The 19,680-nt window shown below is 66.0% G+C and carries 12 protein-coding genes; 3 read left to right on the top strand and 9 right to left on the bottom strand.

Translation table 11 applies throughout. The annotated features are described in order from the left end of the window. From ZAL01S_RS09315 to rsmI, 7 genes are all read right to left on the bottom strand, one after another. Positions 1-1,266 (bottom strand): Hsp70 family protein (locus tag ZAL01S_RS09315; protein WP_159421672.1); only part of this gene is annotated, 1,266 nt, incomplete at its 3' end. 110 nt (positions 1,267-1,376) lie between these two features. Then, complete coding sequence (locus tag ZAL01S_RS09310; RefSeq protein ID WP_066082518.1) at positions 1,377-3,236, bottom strand: dynamin family protein; 1,860 nt, start codon at positions 3,234-3,236, stop codon at positions 1,377-1,379. Beyond that, on the bottom strand, positions 3,233-4,225 hold the full coding sequence (locus ZAL01S_RS09305) for a 4-(cytidine 5'-diphospho)-2-C-methyl-D-erythritol kinase (RefSeq protein ID WP_083523246.1): 993 nt from the start codon (positions 4,223-4,225) through the stop codon (positions 3,233-3,235). The genes ZAL01S_RS09310 and ZAL01S_RS09305 overlap by 4 nt, the downstream gene beginning before the upstream one ends. A gap of 63 nt (positions 4,226-4,288) precedes the next feature. Continuing rightward, complete coding sequence (gene rsmA, locus ZAL01S_RS09300) at positions 4,289-5,131, bottom strand: 16S rRNA (adenine(1518)-N(6)/adenine(1519)-N(6))-dimethyltransferase RsmA (RefSeq protein ID WP_066082516.1); 843 nt, start codon at positions 5,129-5,131, stop codon at positions 4,289-4,291. Next, positions 5,128-6,087, bottom strand: a complete 960-nt coding sequence (locus ZAL01S_RS09295; RefSeq protein WP_083523245.1) for a TatD family hydrolase — start codon at positions 6,085-6,087, stop codon at positions 5,128-5,130. Before ZAL01S_RS09295 ends, rsmA begins: the two co-directional genes overlap by 4 nt. Continuing rightward, positions 6,087-7,673, bottom strand: a complete 1,587-nt coding sequence (gene metG, locus ZAL01S_RS09290; RefSeq protein WP_066082515.1) for a methionine--tRNA ligase — start codon at positions 7,671-7,673, stop codon at positions 6,087-6,089. Before metG ends, ZAL01S_RS09295 begins: the two co-directional genes overlap by 1 nt. 53 nt (positions 7,674-7,726) lie before the next feature. Continuing rightward, a complete protein-coding gene (gene rsmI, locus ZAL01S_RS09285) occupies positions 7,727-8,548 on the bottom strand; it encodes a 16S rRNA (cytidine(1402)-2'-O)-methyltransferase (protein WP_066082513.1) in 822 nt (273 codons plus the stop codon). Between the two features lie 70 nt (positions 8,549-8,618). On the opposite strand from rsmI, the gene ZAL01S_RS09280 reads away from it, so the two are divergent. After that, positions 8,619-10,457 carry a dolichyl-phosphate-mannose--protein mannosyltransferase gene (locus tag ZAL01S_RS09280; RefSeq protein ID WP_159421671.1) on the top strand — a complete coding sequence of 613 codons (1,839 nt, stop codon included), beginning with the start codon at positions 8,619-8,621 and terminating at the stop codon, positions 10,455-10,457. Positions 10,458-10,624: 167 nt separating this feature from the next. Here the strand turns inward: ZAL01S_RS09280 and ZAL01S_RS09275 are convergent, their stop codons facing one another. Beyond that, positions 10,625-12,874: a LamG-like jellyroll fold domain-containing protein gene (locus ZAL01S_RS09275; protein ID WP_066082509.1), complete on the bottom strand. Its 2,250-nt coding sequence runs from the start codon at positions 12,872-12,874 to the stop codon at positions 10,625-10,627. A 280-nt stretch (positions 12,875-13,154) separates the two neighbouring features. Next, positions 13,155-13,991: an aldo/keto reductase gene (locus ZAL01S_RS09270; RefSeq protein ID WP_066082507.1), complete on the bottom strand. Its 837-nt coding sequence runs from the start codon at positions 13,989-13,991 to the stop codon at positions 13,155-13,157. Between the two features lie 50 nt (positions 13,992-14,041). Between ZAL01S_RS09270 and hrpA the strand changes: the two genes are divergently transcribed. Together hrpA and ZAL01S_RS09260 are read left to right on the top strand one after the other, a co-directional pair. Next, positions 14,042-18,079, top strand: a complete 4,038-nt coding sequence (hrpA, locus tag ZAL01S_RS09265; protein ID WP_066082505.1) for an ATP-dependent RNA helicase HrpA — start codon at positions 14,042-14,044, stop codon at positions 18,077-18,079. Positions 18,080-18,226: 147 nt separating this feature from the next. Continuing rightward, a complete protein-coding gene (locus tag ZAL01S_RS09260; protein WP_066082503.1) occupies positions 18,227-19,624 on the top strand; it encodes a dicarboxylate/amino acid:cation symporter in 1,398 nt (465 codons plus the stop codon). Positions 19,625-19,680 lie beyond the last annotated feature (56 nt).

Below are 19,680 nucleotides of genomic sequence, written 5' to 3'. Positions count from 1 at the left end.
GGGCGGGCGCTGCTGCGGCGGCAGCGGACGCGGCTGGTGCTGTGCCGGACGAAGCTCGCCACGGTTCTGCGCGCCCGGACGAAGCGGACCCTGCACGTCACCGCCCGGAGCACCGAAGGCCGGCATCGGCGCGTTCGTCGGGCGCTGCTTGCCGAGGTTCACCGCCGGGCGCACGCGGAGCGCGCCCTCAGCAACAACAAGCTTCGGGTCGTCGAAGGTGGCGGGGATGAGACCCGTCACTCGGTGCAGCATGCGTGCAATCGCCGGCGTACGGCTCGAACCACCGGTGAGGTAGATCGCCTCAGGCTTTGCGCCGCTCACCTTGTCGAGTACGTCACGGACGAGCTTGCCGCCGCGCTCGACGTCCGAGGAGATGAGCTGCTCATACTCGTCACGCGTGATCGTGACGACGTGCTCCATCTCGCCCACGGACATCGGGATGTCGGCATCAGCGTGCGTCGAGAGCTCAACCTTGGCCGCATTGACGGCACGGTTGAGCGCGAGCTTCGCGCGCAGCTCCTTCGGGTTCTGCGGGTTTTCGATGCGGTTCACAAGATCGTCGTGACCAGCATCCCGAGCTGTCTGGAGCGCCCACTCAAGCAGGCGGTTGTCGAAGCTACGACCGCCGAGCAGCGGGTCGCCGCCGTACGCGAGGACGCGGTAGCCACCGTTCTGGCTCGGCGCGTGCTCGAGGACCGCGATGTCGAGCGTGCCGCCACCAAAGTCGAAGACGGCGACGCGGGCGCCCGGCTTGATGGCGCGGGAGGTTGCGTAGTGGGTCGCGGCGGCGATCGGCTCGGGAACGAGTCGGATCGAGGCCGGGTTGAAGCCTGCATTCGTCGCAGCGGTCTTCAGAACATCCAGCTGCGAGGGCGCCCAACCAACGGGGTGCGTGAGCCAGAGTTCCTGCGGTTCGCGCCCGTTGTGACGGGCGAGGGCGGTCTTTCGCACCGTCTCGTAGACGGCCTGAACGAGCTCGACGGGCTTCACGAAGCCACCGCCGAGGATGACGTCCTGCTGGCCGATGAGCGTCTTCGGTGCTGCTTCAAAGCCGTCCGGGTGCACGAGCTGTGCGTTCACGGCCGACTGGCCAACGCGCGTGCCGGTCGGCGTGAGCGCAACGGCGGACGGCATCGAGGAACCCTGGTCTTGCAAACCAATCGCGCGGATGCGACCTTCCTCGTCGATCTCGGCCGCCGTGGTGTTCGACGTACCGAAGTCGCAGGACAGTACCCAGTTCACGCTGCCTCCGATTGTGGTTGCCATTCGATGCCTCACGGCTCGTGTCTCAGGGTAACGGGGAAAGGTTGCGGCACGTGGGTGTGACGACGGATGTCAGCCCGTGGAAGGGCACCGCATCCACCCGGAGTGTCTACCTACCCCCGCACCGCGGAACGTGTTCCCAGCTCACGGTCGGCATCTGCGAGCAGACGCTTGAGCTCCGTGATTTGCGGTTCCAGTTGGCGAAGCCGCGCCTGACGTTCCTCGAGCGTCGCACTCCGGGCCTTCTGGATGCGGACGACCTCTTCCTTCGCCTTGTTCACGGACTTCTTGAGGTCGCGGTCGAACTGCTTCTTCGCCTCGGTCTGGATGAGCGTGATCGACTGGCGGGTGAAGCGTTCGAGCAGCTCGCGCATCTCGGTCGTGCGGTCTTGGATGACCTGCAGCACAGCCTGCTTGTTCTGCTTGCGTTTGCCGGTCCACAGGGTCGTACCACCCATGACGACGGCGACACCGAGGGCGGCTGGCATGGCCACCGCAGCACCGGCACCGACAAGGGCAAGCCGGGCGATACCGGAGCCCATCATGGCCGAACCGAGCAGCATGCGAGCATCCATCTTCTGCCCGCGACGCTCGAACTGTTCATGACGTTGCCCACGCCAGGCGTCCTTGCGCACGCCGAAGGTGTGCAGGAGTTCCGGTGTCGGCGCCATGCCAGCTTCGGCGTACAGCCACTTCACGAGGCCCGCGCAGCGGAAGATCGTCTCGCGAATGTGCTCGGTCATCTCCACTTCGAGTGCGGCGTCGAGCTCGTTCTGCATGACGAGCGCTTTCTCCTTGGTGAGGCCGTTCCAGGATGCCTCGACTTTGTCCTTCCACACGTTTTGGAAGTGGCGGGTGCGGGCGCTGATCTTCATCTGCAGATCGCCGCGGAGGTCTTCGATCGCGGCGGGCCAGTCGTACTTCGAGTCGTCGAAGGTGAGCATGAGCTCTTCGCGCTTCTCCTTCGCGCGAATGAGCTCGGCGTCTTCGGCCGCATCCGGGTTCTTCGCTGCTTCGGCCGCATCGATGAGGGCAGCGCGCTCGACGAGGCGCGTCTCAAGGTGCGGCTTGAGGGCCGACTGCGCCTGGCGCAGCGCATTCTGCGCGGGGATCTCATCAGCCTGTTTGAGGGCGCGGTTCACGACCTGGATGAAGTCGTTGATGAGGCTGTATTCGAGCAGCTTCTGCCGCTTTGCCGGGTCGGGTTCGGCGGCGGCCTGCTCGGCCCAACGTGCGGACATTCCGAGGATCGGGATGTTGCCGAGGCCAGGCCCTGCTTGAGCAAGAATGGCGCGGTCTTCCTCAACGATCGAGCGCCAGTTGTTGCGGTGCGCGTCGATCTTGTTCACGACGACGATGACCTGCGCGACCTTGTCCGCGCAGTGCTTCAAGAACTCGAGCGCGTGGCTCGAGATGCGCCCACCGGCATCCGTCACGAGCACGAGCACGCTCGCGCGCTCGGCGCGGTCGAAGGCTCGACGGGCGTAGGCCTCGCTGAGGCCGCCGGTGCCTGGTGTGTCGACGATGACGCACTTCGGCAGGAGCCAGGAGTCGACGTGGACGACGGCCTGCTTTGGGGCTTCTTCCGATTCGCGGAGCTTCTCGCCGCCCACACGCGTCCAGCTCGCAAGCTCCGGCAGCGGCACATCGCGGAAGCGTGGCTCATACTCAAATTCGAGGACGGCACTGCCCGCGGGATGCTCCGGAGATGTGGGCGTGTAGTTCACGACGAGCGCGGTCGTCTCCGCGGCATCCACCGGGGCAAGGCCCGGCTGGCCGAGGAGCGCGTTCACGAGCGTCGACTTGCCTCGCGAGATCTCCCCCACCATGACGATCGAGGGGTGGCCCGTGCGGGCCTCTTTCATGCGCTCGAGGATGCGGTCGAACTCTTCGTCTTCGCCGAGCTTCTGCCCGACGGCGCGCATCTTGCGGAAGACGGCGGCTCCCGTGTTGACCTGCTGCCCCTGGTTCATCGAGCACCTCCATCACTGTGAAGTTCGTGGTCGTTTACGATGTGCGCACCGCGGGCCGGCCCGGATGCGACGAGGGCGGCACGGCCCTCGGCCCGGAGCGTCTTCGCGACCTCCTCGGCGGCTTCGCGGGAGCCTGTAAGGAGTGCGATCGTCGGGCCTGAACCCGAGACGACGCCACCGATGGCACCCGCGAAGGCACCCGCACGAATGGTGTCGGCGAGATCTGGGCGAAGCACGAGCGCTGCTGCCTCGAGGTCGTTCGTGAGCTCGGCCGCGAGGGCGCCAGCATCGCCCTCGGCGAGCGCCGCGAGAAGTCCATCGGCAACGGCGAGCGGCAGTTCAGGGTCCGGCAGGGCGCCTTCCTGACGCAGGAGATCGAGCGCCCGGTAGCACTTCGGGGTCGAGATCCCGTCCTCGCTCGGCACGAGCACGAGGTGGAAGGAGCCGCTGGCAGGTACCGCCTCGAGACGGTCGCCGCGGTCGCGGCCGAGCGCTGCGCCACCGGTCAGGGCGAAGGGGACATCGGCGCCGAGCTCTGCGGCAAGTGCGAGGAGTTCGTCCCACGGGGTGTCGAGGCCCCAGAGGGCATCGCACGCGAGGAGGGCTGCGGCAGCATCCGCCGAACCGCCGCCCATGCCACCCGCAACAGGGATGCGCTTCGTGATGGTGAGACGGACCCCCTCGGTGGTGCCGCTGCGGTCACGGAGCAGCGTCGCGGCACGGTGCGCGAGGTTCGACTCGTCGAGCGGGACGTCATCCCGCACCTCACCAGTAAGGTGCACGCTCACGCCCTCCGCACGCTCGGCGAGGACGTCGTCAACAAGATCAAGTGCGAGGAAGACGGTGGCGAGTTCGTGGTAGCCATCCGCGCCGAGCGGGCCCACGTGCAGCGCGAGATTCACCTTGCCGGGTGCCCGCACGAGCACTCGGTCTGGCACCCCGCCAGGGAGCACGGATTCGGCTGCTTCGGGGGTGCGTGGCTCAGTCATGCGCTCAGGCTAACCGACACCGGCGACATGCGCCTCGGCAGCTCGTCGGAGGTGGTGCTGCGCCTAGGGAAGGATCTTCGCGAGGCGCACGAAATCGTCGATCGTGAGCGCTTCACCGCGAGCGGTTGGCACGATGTCGGCGGCCTCGAGCACCTCGCTCACGGCCTGCGCGCCGCCCGGGATGACGCTCGCGAGCGCCTGGCGGAGCATTTTGCGCCGCTGCCCGAAAGCGGCATCCACGAGCGCGAACACGCGGGCGCGAAGCGCTTCGTCACCGCGCGATTCGCCGCGCTCGTAGGCGACGAGAATCGAGTCGACATTCGGCTCCGGCCAAAACACGCGGCGGCTCACAAGCCCCGCTGTGCGCCACGAGCCGTACCAGGCGGCTTTGACGCTCGGTGCACCGTACACCTTCGAGCCGGGGCCAGCAGCGAGACGTTCAGCGACCTCGGCTTGCACCATGACGACACCGCGTTCGAGGCTCGGCACGCACGCAAGCAGGTGGATGAGCACCGGCACCGACACGTTGTAGGGCAGGTTCGCGACGATCGCGACGGGCTCCCCCGCGACGCCGTCCACCTGGAGTGCATCCGAGAGGACGACGGTGAGCTCAGCACCCGGCGCGTGTTTGGCGACCGTTTCGGGAAGCTTGGCGGCAAGGCGTGGGTCGATCTCAATGGCCGTCATCCGTGCGCCACGTTCGAGGATCGCGAGCGTCAGGGAGCCGAGACCGGGCCCGACCTCAAGGATGTGCTCCCCCTCAGCAACACGGCCAACTTCGGCAATTCGGCGGACCGTGTTCGCGTCGTGCACGAAGTTCTGGCCGAGCTTCTTCGTGGGCGTGACGTCGAGTTCGACCGCGAGCTCGCGGATCTCGGCCGCGCCCAGCAGCGTCGCGCCGGTCACGGACGCTCCAGCTGTTCACGCGGCGGCTGGATGGGGTCGTCCCAGCTGCCGTAGGCACGCTCGGTGTTCTGCGCAATGATCGCGGTGAGCATGGCGAGGTCCTTGCCGAGGCGATCCGCGATGAAGCGAATCGTGTGCGGCACGAGGTACGGGGCATTCGGGCGCCCGCGGAACGGCGTTGGCGTGAGGAACGGCGCATCCGATTCCACGAGGATGCGCTCGAGCGGCACAACTTCGAGGGCCCGGTGGAGGTTCTTCGCGTTCTTGAAGGTGACGGTGCCAGCGAAGGAGCAGTACCAGCCCTCCTCGGCGCAAATCTTCGCCATGTCTTCGTCACCGGAGAAGCAGTGGAAGACGGTCGTCTCGGGGGCGCCGACCCGCTTGAGGATGGAGATGCAGTCGTCGTGTGCGTCGCGATCGTGAATCTGCATGGCGAGGCCGTGCTTCTTCGCGAGCCCAATGTGTGCTTCGAAGGATTCGTGCTGGGCGCGGATCGCGTCCTCGCCCTCGGTGCGGAAGTAGTCGAGGCCGGTTTCGCCGATCACGCGCACGCGCGGCTGGGCCGCGAGCTCATCGATCGCGGCGATGGCTGCGTCGAGTTCACCTGCCGCCTTGTAGCGGGGTGCCTCATTCGGGTGGATCGCCACGGCGGCAAGCAGGCGCGGCTCACCAGCTGCGGCCTCAGCCGCCCAGCGGCTCGACTCGACATCCCCACCAACCGTGATCGAGCCACGGATACCGACGGCGCTTGCCCGGTCGAGCTGCTCTTGCAGCTCAAGCTGACCGGTCTCTTCGTCGCCGTCCTCAATCTCGAGGTGCGTGTGGTTGTCGTAGCACGGCACAGGGAGGGGTTCGGGCAGCGGCGGGTACTCGAGGACACGCGTGTGACCCGACTCCTGCACGGTGTCGCGGCGGTTCGGGTGTTGGCTGGGAGTGAGCGATTCGCTCGCGGCCATTACGCTCCCTTCGGCGTCGGCGTCTCGGGGACTTCCTGCTCGATGCGAGGGAAGAGTGCGGCGAGCTTTTCGACGCGGCCAGCGCCCTTCCAGTTCACAGCGTCAGCAATGCGCTGCTCGGCGAGGCTGCCTTCGCCGCCGAGTGCCTGCCAGAGCTTCTCGCACGCAATCGGGGTGATCGGGTTGAGAAGGATGGCAAGCGCGCCAAGACCCTGGATGGCCGTCGCGAGAACCGTCGCGAGGCGCGGCTTGGTCTCTTCGTTCTTGGCGAGCACCCACGGCTCCTGCTCAGTGATGTAGCCGTTGAGCTCATCCACGAGCTTCCAGATCTCGGCGATGGCGTCGTCGATGGCGATGCGCTCGATCGCAGCGTCCGCCTTCGTAGCCGCGGTGTTCATGCGGTCGATGATGGCCTGGTCGGCAGCGGTGAGTTCACCGAGCTCAGGCACGGCGCCGTCGAAGTACTTGATGACCATGGCGATCACGCGCGAGGCGAGGTTGCCGAATCCGTTCGCGAGTTCGGCCTGGTAGCGGGCGGAGAGGTCTTCCCACGAGAAAGAGCCGTCCTGGCCGAAGTGGATGGCGCGCATGAAGTAGTAGCGGAAGGCATCCGAACCGAACACATCCGTGATCTGGGTCGGCTCAATACCGGTGAGCTTCGACTTCGACATCTTTTCGCCACCGACGAGGAGCCAGCCGTGGCCGAAGATGCCGGCGGGTGCGGGGATACCAGCAGCCATGAGCATCGCCGGCCAGATGACCGCGTGGAAGCGGAGGATGTCCTTGCCGACGATGTGGAGCGCAGGCCAGGTGGCGTTGAACTTCTCGTCGTCCTCGCCGTAGCCGATCGCGGAGATGTAGTTGAGGAGTGCGTCGAACCAGACGTAGACGACGTGCGATTCATCCCAGGGCACCTTGACACCCCAGTCGAAGGTGGTGCGCGAGATGGAGAGGTCCTTGAGGCCTGAACGCACGAAGGACATGACCTCGTTGCGAGCAGCGGCCGGCTGGATGAACTCAGGGCGCGATTCGTAGAGCTCGAGGAGGCGGTCCTGGAACTCCGACAGGCGGAAGAAGTAGTTCGTCTCCTGCAGCAGCTCGAGCGGCTTCGAGTGGATGGCGCAGACCTTCTCGCCCTCGAAAGCCCCCGTGCCCTTGACGATTTCGGACTCGGGCTTGAACTCTTCACAGCCAACGCAGTAGAGCGCCTCGAACTCGGAGGAGTAGATGTAGCCAGCCTCGTTGAGGTCGTTGAGGAAGCGAGACACGCAACGCTCGTGACGCTCTTCCGTGGTGCGGATGAAGTCGTCGTTTGCCAGGTTGAGGGTCTCGAGCAGCGGCTCCCATGCCTCCCTCACGAGGCGGTCGGTCCACTCCTTCGGCGTCACGCCATTTGCCGTGGCGGAGCGAAGGATCTTCTGGCCGTGCTCGTCCGTACCCGTGAGCGACCAGGTGCGGTCGCCGCGCTGACGGTGCCAGCGAGCAAGGACATCCGCGGCCACCTCGGTGTAGGCGTGACCGATGTGCGGGACGTCATTGACGTAGAAGATGGGGGTCGTGACGTAAAACGAGGAACCGTCTGGCATGGCAACCATCCTAGGCGGCACCTCGGACATCCCGGCCCTTGATGACGAACGCGCTAGCGATCGCGGTTCCGGAGGGCTGCTTCGTACAGCTCACGCTTGGAGAGACCGGTCACCTCGGCGACTTCAGCAGCCGCATCCTTGAGGCGCGTGCCGCTCTCGACGAGCTCTTCGACGCGGGCGAGCGCAGCTTCTGGCGACATCGCTTCTGCACCCCGACCTTCGACGACGATGACGATCTCACCGCGCACGCCAGCACGTGCCCATTCGAGAAGGGATGCGGGGGTTCCGCGTCGGATCTCTTCGTGCAGCTTCGTGAGCTCGCGGCAGACGGCGATGCGGCGCGTGTCACCCCAGAGCGCCGCCATCTGCTCAATCGTGTCAGCAAGACGGTGCGGCGACTCGTACATGATCGCGGTGCGCTCTTCGGCACCCAGGCGGTCGAGGAAGCGCTGCCGCTCCCCTGCCTTGCGCGGCACGAACCCGTCAAAACAGAAGCGGTCGGTGGGAAGACCCGAGAGCGCGAGTGCGGTAATTACGGCGGTCGGCCCCGGCACCGAGGTGACCGTCACATCGCGCTCGGCGGCTTTCGCCACGATCGGGTATCCGGGGTCCGAGATTCCCGGCATCCCGGCATCCGTCACGACGACGATGTCCAGCTCGCGGGCACGCTCGACGAGCTCCTCCGCGAGCGCATCCTCATTGTGTTCGTGAAGGGCAATGAGCTTCGGCCGCTCCTGAACGCCAAGAAGCTTGAGCAGGTGGGCGGTCGTTCGCGTGTCTTCGCAGGCGACAAGGTCTGCACCCCGAAGCGTGTCGATCAGTCGCGACGAGGCGTCGCCGAGATTGCCGATCGGGGTACCCGCGAGGATGATCATGTGCCGATGATCCCACGATTCAGCCGTGGAACGCCGGGTCTGGATGCCTCGGCCGCCTAGCATGGCGTGCGTGACCGAGACGAATCCGACGCTTGATCCCGACGCCCTCGAGCCTGAGTTCCGCGATGCGCACGAGGAGCGCTCCGCCGAGACCCCGCTCGAGCCGGAGCCCGAGACCGCTGCCGACGACACCACCGCCGCCGAGCCTCGCCCCGCAGAGGAGCGCGAGACGACGCTCCTCACGGCACGTCTCAACGACACCGTCCGCGCCACCGGCAGCTGGTTCGACGAGAAGTGGGCAGCCTTCACGGCAACGCCCGCGGCCGCGCGCTGGGTCGAATGGGTCCTCTTCGGTCTCGTCATGCTCGTCGCCGTGCTGACACGATTTCTCGCCATCGACCACCCAATGAAGCTCGTCTTCGACGAGACCTTCTACGTGAAGGACTCCTGGTCGCTCGTGCACCTCGGCTATGAGGGCAGCTGGCCGGAAGGCGCAAACGACGCCTGGGCGAAGGGCGACCCGAACACGTACTCGAGCGAAGCCTCCTACGTCGTCCACCCCCCGCTCGGCAAGCTCCTCATCGGCCTCGGCATGCTCATCGTTGGCGCCGACAACGCCTTCGGCTGGCGCATCACGGTCGCACTCGCGGGCCTCGCGACGGTCGCGCTCGTGTGGTTCATCGCCAAGCGGATGTTCCGCTCGGTACCGTGGGCGGCCTTCGCTGCGTTCCTCATCGCGATCGACGGTCACGCGATCGTGCTCAGCCGCATCACGATCCTCGACGGCATCCTCGTCATGTTCGTGCTGCTCGGGTTCCTGTTCATGCTCTATGACCGCGACGACCAGCGGGCAAAGATTGCGGCGGGGGTTAGGACATGGTGGCTCGCACAGGATGCGCCGCTCAACGGTGAGCCGACGCCAGCCCCTGTGTCCTCCACAATGGAGGCCCCTGCCGAAGCACGGCGCGGCCCAAACTGGGGCCCGCGCCTGTGGAACCGCCCCTGGCTCATGGCCGCAGCGGCCGCGTTCGCGTGCGCCAGCGCCGTGAAGTGGTCAGGCCTCTACTTCCTTGCTGCCTTCTGCGTCTACTCGCTCGTGATTGACCTGCTCGAGCGCCGCCGCCAGGGCGTCACCCTCTGGGCGAGCGCCGGCATCCTCATGCAGGGCCCCATCTCGTTCATCCTCACGATCCCGCTCGCCGCAGCCATCTACCTGGCCACCTGGATTCCGTGGCTCACCACGACCGGCGGCTACTACCGCACCTGGGCCGAGCAGCCCGGCAAGGCATGGGAGGGCTTGCTCTCGTGGGTGCCGCTCCCCCTGCAAAGCCTCTGGCACTACCAGGTGGAGGCCTACAAGTTCCACACCACGCTCGACGCGACGCACCCGTACCAGTCCTCGCCGCTCGGCTGGCCGTTCCTTGCCCGCCCGACCGCGTTCTCGTACGACTACTTCAAGGCCGGTGACGGCTCGGGCTGCACGGAAGAGCTCTGCGTCGAGGCCATCAACTCGATCTCAAACCCGCTCATCTGGTGGATCGGGACGGCCGCGATTCTTGTGCTGCTCGTGCTGCAGTTCCGCCGCCCGAGCTGGCGCGCCGGCATGATCCTCGTCGGCTACGGCGCGGGCTACCTACCCTGGCTTGCCGTGCTCGAACGCCAGGCGGTGTTCCACTTCTACGCGATCGTCATGCTCGGGTTCATGGTGCTCGCGATCGTCGAAGTCGTGCGAACGATTGTGGGCACGAAGGACGATCCGCGTTCGCTCCGCACCGCGAGCCTCGCCGTCCTGTTCATCGGTATCGGCGTCGTCACGCTCGTCTCGGCGCTCTTCTACCCGATCTGGACCGGCATCCAGATCCCGGACAGCTACTGGCGTCTCACGCAGTGGCTTCCTACCTGGAAATAGCCACCAGCCGTCGCCGTTGACCTCGGCGCCTCGAGAAAACACGAGCATCTCTGATCTTGAGAGCAGAACGCCGTGGTGGCTGTCAGCACGTGTCACGGGGTGTGCCCCATGCCTCAACAGCATGGGGCACACCCCGTTTTACACCTGCGGCGCTATCGCCTCTGCGACTATTCTGCGTCGTTTCGCAGCTGTCGGCGGCGCAGGAGCATCAAACCGAACACCACGGCGATGGCCGACACGATGGAGACAATGAGCCCGAAGGTACCGAGTGCTTGACCGGTTCCGGCAAGGTCACCGTCCGCTGCCTCAACTACTTCATCGGCCGGAGCTGCACTCGAGTCAGTGCCCGGCGTTGCCGAAGGCATCGGCGAGGTGGGTTCGACCGGAACTGGCGATGCGGTGTCAGTTGGGCTCGGGGGCGCGACAACCGGGGCACGCGCGGTGAGCCACTGCTCCTGGTCAATCGGGTGGTCAACGATGCGGGTTTCACCGATGCAGCCGATGAAGCCTGACTGGCGTGCGCCCGCGTAGGAGCCTGCACCCATCACCCACGGGAGTTCGTTGATCGCGGCGAGGCCAATCGTGTCGGTCGAGTTGCGGAGCACCGGCACACCGTCGACATACATGACGGTTTCCTTCGTTGCCGGGTCGTTCACGACCGCGAGGTGCATCCACTGGTCCGTGTTCACGATCTCGCCAGACCACGCAGAGGGGTCGCGCGGCGGGTTCTGTGTGTCAGCGAAGGAGTACTGCACTTCCTTGAGCGTCGAGAAGGCGAAGGCCATCGGCGGTTCGTCGGCGTCGCCGCCCATGTACCCGGGGAGTTCACCACGCTTGCCGTCGCGGCTCAGCCATGCCATCCACGCGTTGTTCTCGACGGTGAACTCGGGGCTGATCTTCACGAAGGTTTCGAGCGTGTAGCCGTTCGGGAACGTGTCATCGTTGATGGGTGCGCCAGCGGCGGTCTCGAAGTAGCTCGCCGTGTTGATGTTCTTGTTGGCGTCGTCGAAGCACACGCCGCCGAAGTTGGCCGAAAGCGGGTGGTGACTCGTGGTCCACGTGACGTCATCCTCGGCAGCGCCGACGATGCCGTCCTCGTTGATCGGCTGACGGGTGAAGGTGTTGCCACCCGCGATGTCCTCGACGGTGGCACCCACCGGGGCGACGGTGCCGTCAGCCTGGTCGGTCGGCATGATCCAGTGGGCGACCGTGCCGTCAACCTTGACGTAGTCCTCGGGGCCGGTCGCAGACGTGTGTTCACGCGGTGCCGGGGCCTGGTAGTTCTGCGCAATGTAGTCGCGGAGCTGGCCGGTTGCGCAGGCATCTTGGGCAGCACCCGTCACAAGGTTCGGGAAGCGGCTCTTGAAGTCGAAGGGAATCGAGAACGACTGGCCCGCGCCGTCAAGGACGGCCTGGTCTTCCGGCACGAGCACCTCGGCCGGCTTCTCCATCACCCACGGTGAGAACGAGGTCTGCGAGATGACGCCGTTCGTGAGGTCGAACTCGACGAGACCCATGTACCCGTTACCACCGGCGTACGCCATCTGGTAGTCCATGAGGACCTGGTGCACGGGGTTGCCGGCGTTGTTCGTGCGGGTCCACTCCGTCGCACCGTGGTGGTGGCCGTTGAAGGTGAGGAAGACCTGATCGTACGGGGCGATGAGCTGGTTCCAGACGCGCTCACCAAAGTCGGTTGGGATCGGCGTGATCGCGTCATCGGCGACGTTGATGAGCTGGTGGGAGTTGAGGATGGTGGGGACACCCGGGTAACGCTTGAGGATGCCCTCAGCCCAGTCGAGCCCAGCCTGGTTGGCGTCCCACGAGAGACTGAGAATGAGGAAGTCCTGACCGTCGACGTTGAGCAGGTGTGCCTCGTGGCCGCCGGTCTGCGGGTCGCGCTCAAGGAAGGTCGAGTTCTGCTCCGCGCGGTTCTTACTGAAGTACGACGTGTAGGTGTCGTAGGGGGTGGAGGAACCGTCAACGTCGTGGTTACCAGCGAGGATTGAGTACGGTTGCCCCGCATCCTCCAGTTTCTCCATGGCGTCGCTCGCAACCTGCCACTGCTCGGGGTGGTTGACCTGGTCGACAACGTCACCGAGGTGCATCGTGAAGCGGGTGTCGTAGGTGGCGGCATTGTCGACGATCCACTGCGTCTGCGCGGCAAACGGCTGCGATCCGTAGCGGTTCGTGTACTGGTCACCAGTTTCAGGTGCTGCGTAACGCGAGTAGAACTGCGTGTCCGGCAGCACGGCCATCGAGAATCGCGAGGCGGGGGCGTCGCAGCTCGGGACGGGTGCGATTTCAGCGGCCTGGACGGCTTCGGTCTCAACGCTGGGTGGGGCGGCGATTCCGACGACTGTCGCAAGTGTTGCAAGTCCCGCCAGCATGAGCTTGCGGGCGTGGGTGGCGAATGGCACAGAAACTCCTCGGAGTTGTGGGGATGAGAGTGGGGACGCTCATACGAGCTCTCCCAGCCAACTCCGAGGGCATTGATCAGACGCGACGAGGACATGAATACCGTGCAAACCCTGAATGCACGAAATTCGTCGCCTCCGACGCGCGTTCTCGCACAAGCGGTGTGCCGGCCTTCCGCGTTACCGACAACACGGGCGTGGCCACCGGAGAGCCGGTGCCCCACGCCCGTTTCCGCTGCAACGCTCGCTCGCCTGCGTGAACCGTCACAGAGAGAGGGCGCAACTAGTTAAGGTCGCGCGGGTGCGTGAAGAGGCGGCCCTCTTCACCCTTGTCGAGCGCGGTGATGGCGTCCATCTCCTCGTTCGTGAGCTCGAAGCCGAAGAGCTCGAAGTTCTCCTGGAGACGCTCCTTGTGCGTCGATTTCGGGAAGATGACCGTGCCGCGCTGGATGTGCCAGCGGAGGATCGTCTGTGCCGGCGTCTTGCCGTGCGCGTTGGCCGCATCCACGATGGCACGTTCAGCAAGGAGAGCCTCGTTCGCCTGACCGATCGGCGCCCACGCCTCGGTGCGAATCTCGTTGCGCTCAAGGAGGCGACGCAGCTCCGGCTGCTGTAGGTACGGGTGCTGCTCGATCTGGTCGACGACCGGGGCCTCGTCGGTTGCGCCCAGCAGCGGCTCGAGGTGCTCGGGCAGGAAGTTGCAGACACCGATCGAGGTGGCAAGACCAGCCTCACGCAGCTCGATCATTTCTTCCCACGTCGGGATGGCGAGGCCCTGCTCGGGTGCCGGCCAGTGGATGAGGTAGAGGTCAACGTGGTCGAGGCCGAGACGTTCAAGGCTCTTCTCGAGGGCCGGGCGCGTCGTTGCGGCACCGTGGTCGTCGTTCCAGAGCTTCGTCGTCACAAACAGCTCGTCGCGGGCGATACCGGAGTGCTTGATGGCTTTACCAACGCCCTCCTCATTGCCGTAGATGCGGGCGGTGTCGATGTGGCGATAGCCGATTTCCAGGGCATCCGTCACCACGCGTTCGGTCTCTTCCGGAGCGACCTTGAACACGCCAACGCCCAGCTGGGGGATGGTGTTGCCGTCATGCAGCATCATGTCGGGGATCTTCGTCATACGCCCGTTCTACCAGGCCCCGCCGGTGAGACTCCTAGGATGGAGGCTCCATGACGAAGTTCCCCGCGCCGCAATCGGACGAGGCCACCGCGCCACGCCCGATCATCAGCTATCCGCCGGAGCTTCCTGTCTCGCAGCTGCGCGAGGAAATCGCGGACGCAATCCGCGAGCATCAGGTCGTCATCGTCGCGGGTGAAACCGGTTCGGGAAAGACGACGCAGCTGCCGAAGATTTGTCTTGAGCTTGGCCGCACGATGATCGGCCACACGCAGCCGCGCCGTATTGCGGCCCGCACGATCGCGGAGCGCATCGCGGAGGAGCTCGGCTCGGAGCTTGGTGGTCTCGTCGGCTATCAGGTGCGCTTCACCGACCAGGTGAGCGCCGAAACCCGCATCAAGCTCATGACCGATGGCATCCTCCTCAACGAGATCCATCGCGACCGGCTCCTCAAGGCCTACGACACGATCATCATCGACGAGGCGCACGAGCGAAGCCTCAACATCGACTTCCTCCTCGGGTACCTCAAGCGCATCCTCCCGAAGCGCCCCGATCTCAAGGTCATCATCACCTCGGCGACGATTGACCCGGAATCCTTCGTGAAGCATTTCGCGCTCCCCCGCACCCCGGGCGGCGAACTCGAACCCGCGCCGATTATTGAGGTGTCGGGCCGCACCTTCCCCGTTGAAATCCGCTACCGACCGCTCGTTGCCGACGAGGTCGACGGTGGGGACGACATTGACGACGATGCCCCAAAGCGCACACCCGAGCGCGATCTCTTCGAAGGCATCACGGATGCGCTTGACGAGCTTGCCCGCGAGGAGCCGGGCGATGTGCTCGTATTCTTGCCCGGTGAGCAGGAGATTCGGGATGCCGAGGATGCCATCCGCGGGCACCTTGCCCGTCAGCGCGGGGGCGAACTGACCGAAGTGCTCCCCCTCTTCGGCCGCCTCTCGGCAGCAGACCAGCATCGCGTGTTCGAACGGTCCCGGACGCCCGGCATCCGCCGCCGCGTCGTGCTCGCCACGAACGTGGCCGAGACAAGTCTTACGGTCCCCGGTATCGCGTATGTGATCGACGCGGGCACGGCCCGCATCTCGCGGTACTCGACGAAGGCGAAGGTGCAGCGCCTGCCGATCGAGGCGGTCTCGCAGGCCTCCGCAAATCAGCGCTCGGGCCGTTCCGGTCGTACGCGGCCCGGTATCGCGATCCGTCTCTACTCGGAGCGCGATTTCGAGTCGCGGTCGGAGTTCACCGACCCCGAGATTCTTCGCACGAACCTTGCGAGCGTTATCCTGCAAGCCCTCGAGCTTGGACTTGGTGGGCTCGAGTCGTTCCCGTTCTTGCAGCCGCCCGACCCGCGCGGCGTCAAGGACGGCCTCGATCTCCTCAAGGAGCTCGGCGCCCTCGCGCACGCCGCGCAGGGCCCGCGCAGGAAGGGCGGACGCCGCGGCGAGCAACAGGAGCCCGGCCAGCAGCTCAGCCTCACGCGCGTCGGTCGCGACCTTGCCCGACTCCCCATTGACCCGCGCTACGGGCGCATGGTCATCGAGTCGAAGCGACACGACGTCGCCCGCGATGTGCTCATCATCGTTGCTGGGCTTACGGTGCAGGACATCCGCGAGCGCCCGCTCGCCGAGCGGCAGAAGGCGGATGGTCTCCACGCCCGCTTCACTGACCCGACGAGCGACTTCCTCACGCTCATCAATCTGTGGAACTACCTCGAGGCGAAGTCGAAGGAGCTCTCCTCGAGCGCGTTTCGGCGCCTGTGCCGCGATGAGTTCTTGAACTTCTTGCGGTTCCGCGAATGGCAGGACGTGTTCCGTCAGCTGCGACAGCTTGCGAAGCCGCTCGGACTCAAGGTCGAACGACCTGCTGGAGACGATGAGCCGGGGGCTCGCGCGGATGCCATCCACCGTTCGCTCCTTGCCGGGCTCCTCTCGCACATTGGGCTGCGGGATGCCGTCCGCCGTGACTATCAGGGTGCCCGCAATACGCGCTTCCTCGTGTTCCCCGGCTCGGGCCTCGCGAAGTCGAACGCGGATGCCGTCATGGCCGCGGAGCTCGTCGAAACGAGCCGTCTCTTTGCCCGCACCGTCGCCGTCATCGACCCCGCGTGGGCGGAAGAGCTCGCGGGTCCGCTCGCAAAGCGCCGCCACTCAGATCCGCACTGGGAACTCAAGATGGGGCAGGCGGTCGCCCTCGAACAGGTGACGCTCTACGGTGTCCCGATCGTCCGGGATCGCCGCGTGCAGCTTGCTCGCTACGACCAGTCGTGGGCTCGGGATCTCTTCATCCGGCATGCCCTCGTCGGCGGCGAGTGGACGGCCCGTCACCAGTTCGATCGCGCGAACACGCAGCTGCGGAAGGAGCTTGCCCGACTCGAGGAGCGCACGCGTCGACGCGACGTCATCGGCGACGATGAAGACCAGGTGTTCGCGTTCTACGACGAGCGCCTCCCAGCGCACATCGTCTCGCAGGCGAGCTTTGACAAATGGTGGCGTGAGGCGAAGCAGCACACGTCGGAGCTCCTCACGATGCGCAAGAGCGACCTCGTCGAGGACGACGACGCAGTTGCAGAAGACGCCGATCAGTACCCGCTCGAGTGGCGGCAGGGCGACCAGCGTCTGAAGCTGCGCTACCGCTTCGACCCGGGCGCGGACGATGACGGCGTGACCGTGCAGGTGCCGCTGCCGCTCCTTGCCCGACTCGACCCCGTCGGTTTTGACTGGCAGGTGCCGGGGCTTCGCGCGGAACTTGTGACGGCGCTCTTGAAGTCGCTCCCGAAGGCGATCCGCCGGAACTTCGTGCCGGCGGCGGACTGGGCGCGAAAGGTGCTTGAGACACCCGTGGACTTGGGAGGCGGACGCGGCACGGTCGCGCTCGGCGAAGTGCACGCCCACCGCAGCGCGGATCTTCCCGGCGCGTTTGATGACACACTCCGGTACGTGCTCGAGCGTGCGGGCGGCATCCGCTTTGACACGAGCGAGTTCGACTGGGCGAAGGTCCCCGCCCACCTTCGGGTTCGCTTCCGCGTACTCGATGACTCGGGCCGTGAACTCGGCGCCGGTAAGGAACTGCCGGAACTGCAGCAGCGGCTCAAGAAGGCGGCCGAGGCCTCGCTTGTTCGTGCGACGAATGCCCGGGCGAAGGGCGCGAAGCCCGGCCCCGCGGCGGTCCACGCGGGCGGTCCTCAGGATGCCGCGATCACCGCCCCCGCAGAGCTCGAGCAGCACGGCCTCACAGCCTGGCCGCTCGACGAGATCCCGCACGTCGTGGATCTCAAGCGTAAGGGCGGCGTCATCCGCGCTTATCCGACGCTGAAACTGGCGAAGGGCGGCAAGGTCGATCTCACGGTCGTCACAACCGCGGAGGACCAGGCCCGCGAACACCCGAAGGCGGTGCGGCGCCTCCTCGCAGCGTCCATCCCGACCCCGGTCAGCTACGTCCAGTCGCATCTCACTGCGCCAGAAAAGCTGCTCCTCGCAGCAAGCCCCTACTCGAGCGTGCAAGCGCTCCTCGATGACCTCGTGCTCGCGATCGCCGAGGACACGCTCGCGCGGGAGGCCACGGGTCTTGTACTCACGCGTACTGAGTTCGAGCGGATCCAGGATGCTTTGAACGCGCGCGTCGTCGACGAGCTCTTCACGCAGGCGCAGCTGCTCGCTACGACAATGAAGGCCTGGCGCGAGGCGGAGGCTGCGCTCAAGGGGGCGAATCACATCTCGGTGCTTCCCTCCCTCACCGATGCGCGCTCGCAGATTGAGCAGCTCATCCGGCCCGGATTCGTGCGGGATGCGGGGCTTGAGCGCCTGCGCCACTACCCGCGCTACCTCCGCGCCCTCACGGCCCGGCTCGAGAAGCTGCGCTCGGACGCGGGGCCGGAACGAGCGGGGCTCCAGCAGATCCAGCAGGCGATCGGCCTGTACGAGGCCGCGGGCGGGACGCTCCCTCTGGAGCCCGAGGCACCGGCAAGCATCCGCCATGCCCGGTGGCTCCTCGAAGAGTTTCGTGTCTCGCTCTTTGCGCAGAACCTCGGCACAGCCGAGACAGTGTCACTCAAGCGCATCCGCCAGGCGCTCGCGGAGTAGATCGCCCCGCGTACGCAGCCTCGGCTCAGGCATCCGAGATGCACAACTTCATGCGCCGTAATAAATCTTGGCTTCGGTTGGTTGCGGGCGTAACGTTCTTGCGTGACTTCTTCAGCCCCTGCGTCCACGACCGCTCCGGAGCCCGCTATGCGCGGCTCCCGCCGCGGCTTCAACGTCCCCTTCAGCGTCCAGATCATCCTCGGTCTCGTCGTCGGTATCGCGCTCGGTTTTGTGGCGCTCGCCATCGGCCCCGTGCCGGGGGCTGACGCCGACCACAGCGACAACTGGCTCACCATCACCCTGCAGACCGTCGGCTCGGCCTTCGTGACGCTCCTCAAGGCGCTCGTGCCGCCGATCATCTTCCTCGCGGTCGTCTCCTCGATCGCGCAGCTGCGCGGTGTAACGAACGCGGCCTCGCTCGCCTGGCGCACGCTCCTGTGGTTCGCGATCACTTCGCTCATTGCCGTGGTCATCGGCATCGGCGTCGGTCTCCTCCTGCAGCCTGGTGCCGGCACTGGCGTTGCCGTCGGCGAAGCGAAGGCACCGACCACGAGCGGCGGCTGGTTCGACTTCTTGAAGGGCCTCATCCCGGCGAACTTCCTCGGCCTCACCGTCTCGATGCGCGGCGAGAAGCCTGCCCTGAGCTTCGACGCACTCCAAGTGCTCGTCATCTCGATCGCCGTCGGTATTGCCGCGCTCAAGGTCGGCGAGAAGGCGAAGCCTTTCCTCACGCTCACGGACTCGCTCCTTGAGGTCGTACAGAAGGTGCTCTGGTGGGTCATCCGCCTCGCCCCGATCGGTACCGCGGGCCTCATCGGCTACGCAGTCGCAAGCTACGGCTGGAATGCGCTCGGGAGCCTGGGCACCTTCGTCATCGCGCTGCTCATCGGCATCTTCATCGTCGGTTTCGTCGTCTATCCGGTGCTCGTGAAGGTGCACGGGCTCTCGGTGCGCCGCTACCTGACGGGTGTGTGGCCCGCTGTGATCCTCGGCTTCGTCTCGCGCGCCTCGCTCGGCACGATGCCAGTGACTCGCGCCGTCACGATCGAGAACCTCGGTGTTCCGAAGGCGTACGCCTCCTTCGCGGTGCCGCTGGGCGCGACGACCAAGATGGACGGTTGCGCCGCGATCTACCCGGCTGTCGCCTCGATCTTCGTCGCGAACTTCTACGGCGTGCAGCTTGAGCCGTACCACTACCTCCTCATGGTCATCGTCTCGGTGCTCGGATCTGCCGCGACGGCAGGTGTGACGGGTGCGACGGTCATGCTCACGCTCATGCTCTCGACGCTTGGCCTCCCGCTTGAAGGCGTGGGTCTCCTCCTCGCCGTCGACCCGATCGTGGACATGTTCCGCACCGCGCTCAACGTCGCCGGTCAGGCGCTTGTGCCGACCATCGTTGCCAAGCGCGACGGCACGCTCGATGAGGCCGTCTACGACGCACCGGATGCCTTCGATGGCCTCGGTGATAGCCAGGCGGACGCGCCTGCTGCAGCCGACGCGACGGCAGATGCGCCAATTGCTGCGGGAGCAACCGCCGCAAAGTAAGCGCGACTGGGCTGCGCAGTCGCACGGAGGGCGGGCGAACCACTGCATGGTTCGCC

The sequence above is a fragment of the [Zimmermannella] alba NBRC 15616 genome (genome assembly GCF_001570905.1).
In the GTDB taxonomy this organism is placed as follows: Bacteria; Actinomycetota; Actinomycetes; order Actinomycetales; family Microbacteriaceae; genus Pseudoclavibacter; species Pseudoclavibacter albus.
The sequence above is the reverse complement of the archived record's forward strand: the minus strand, read 5'-3'. Positions and strand labels throughout refer to the sequence as shown.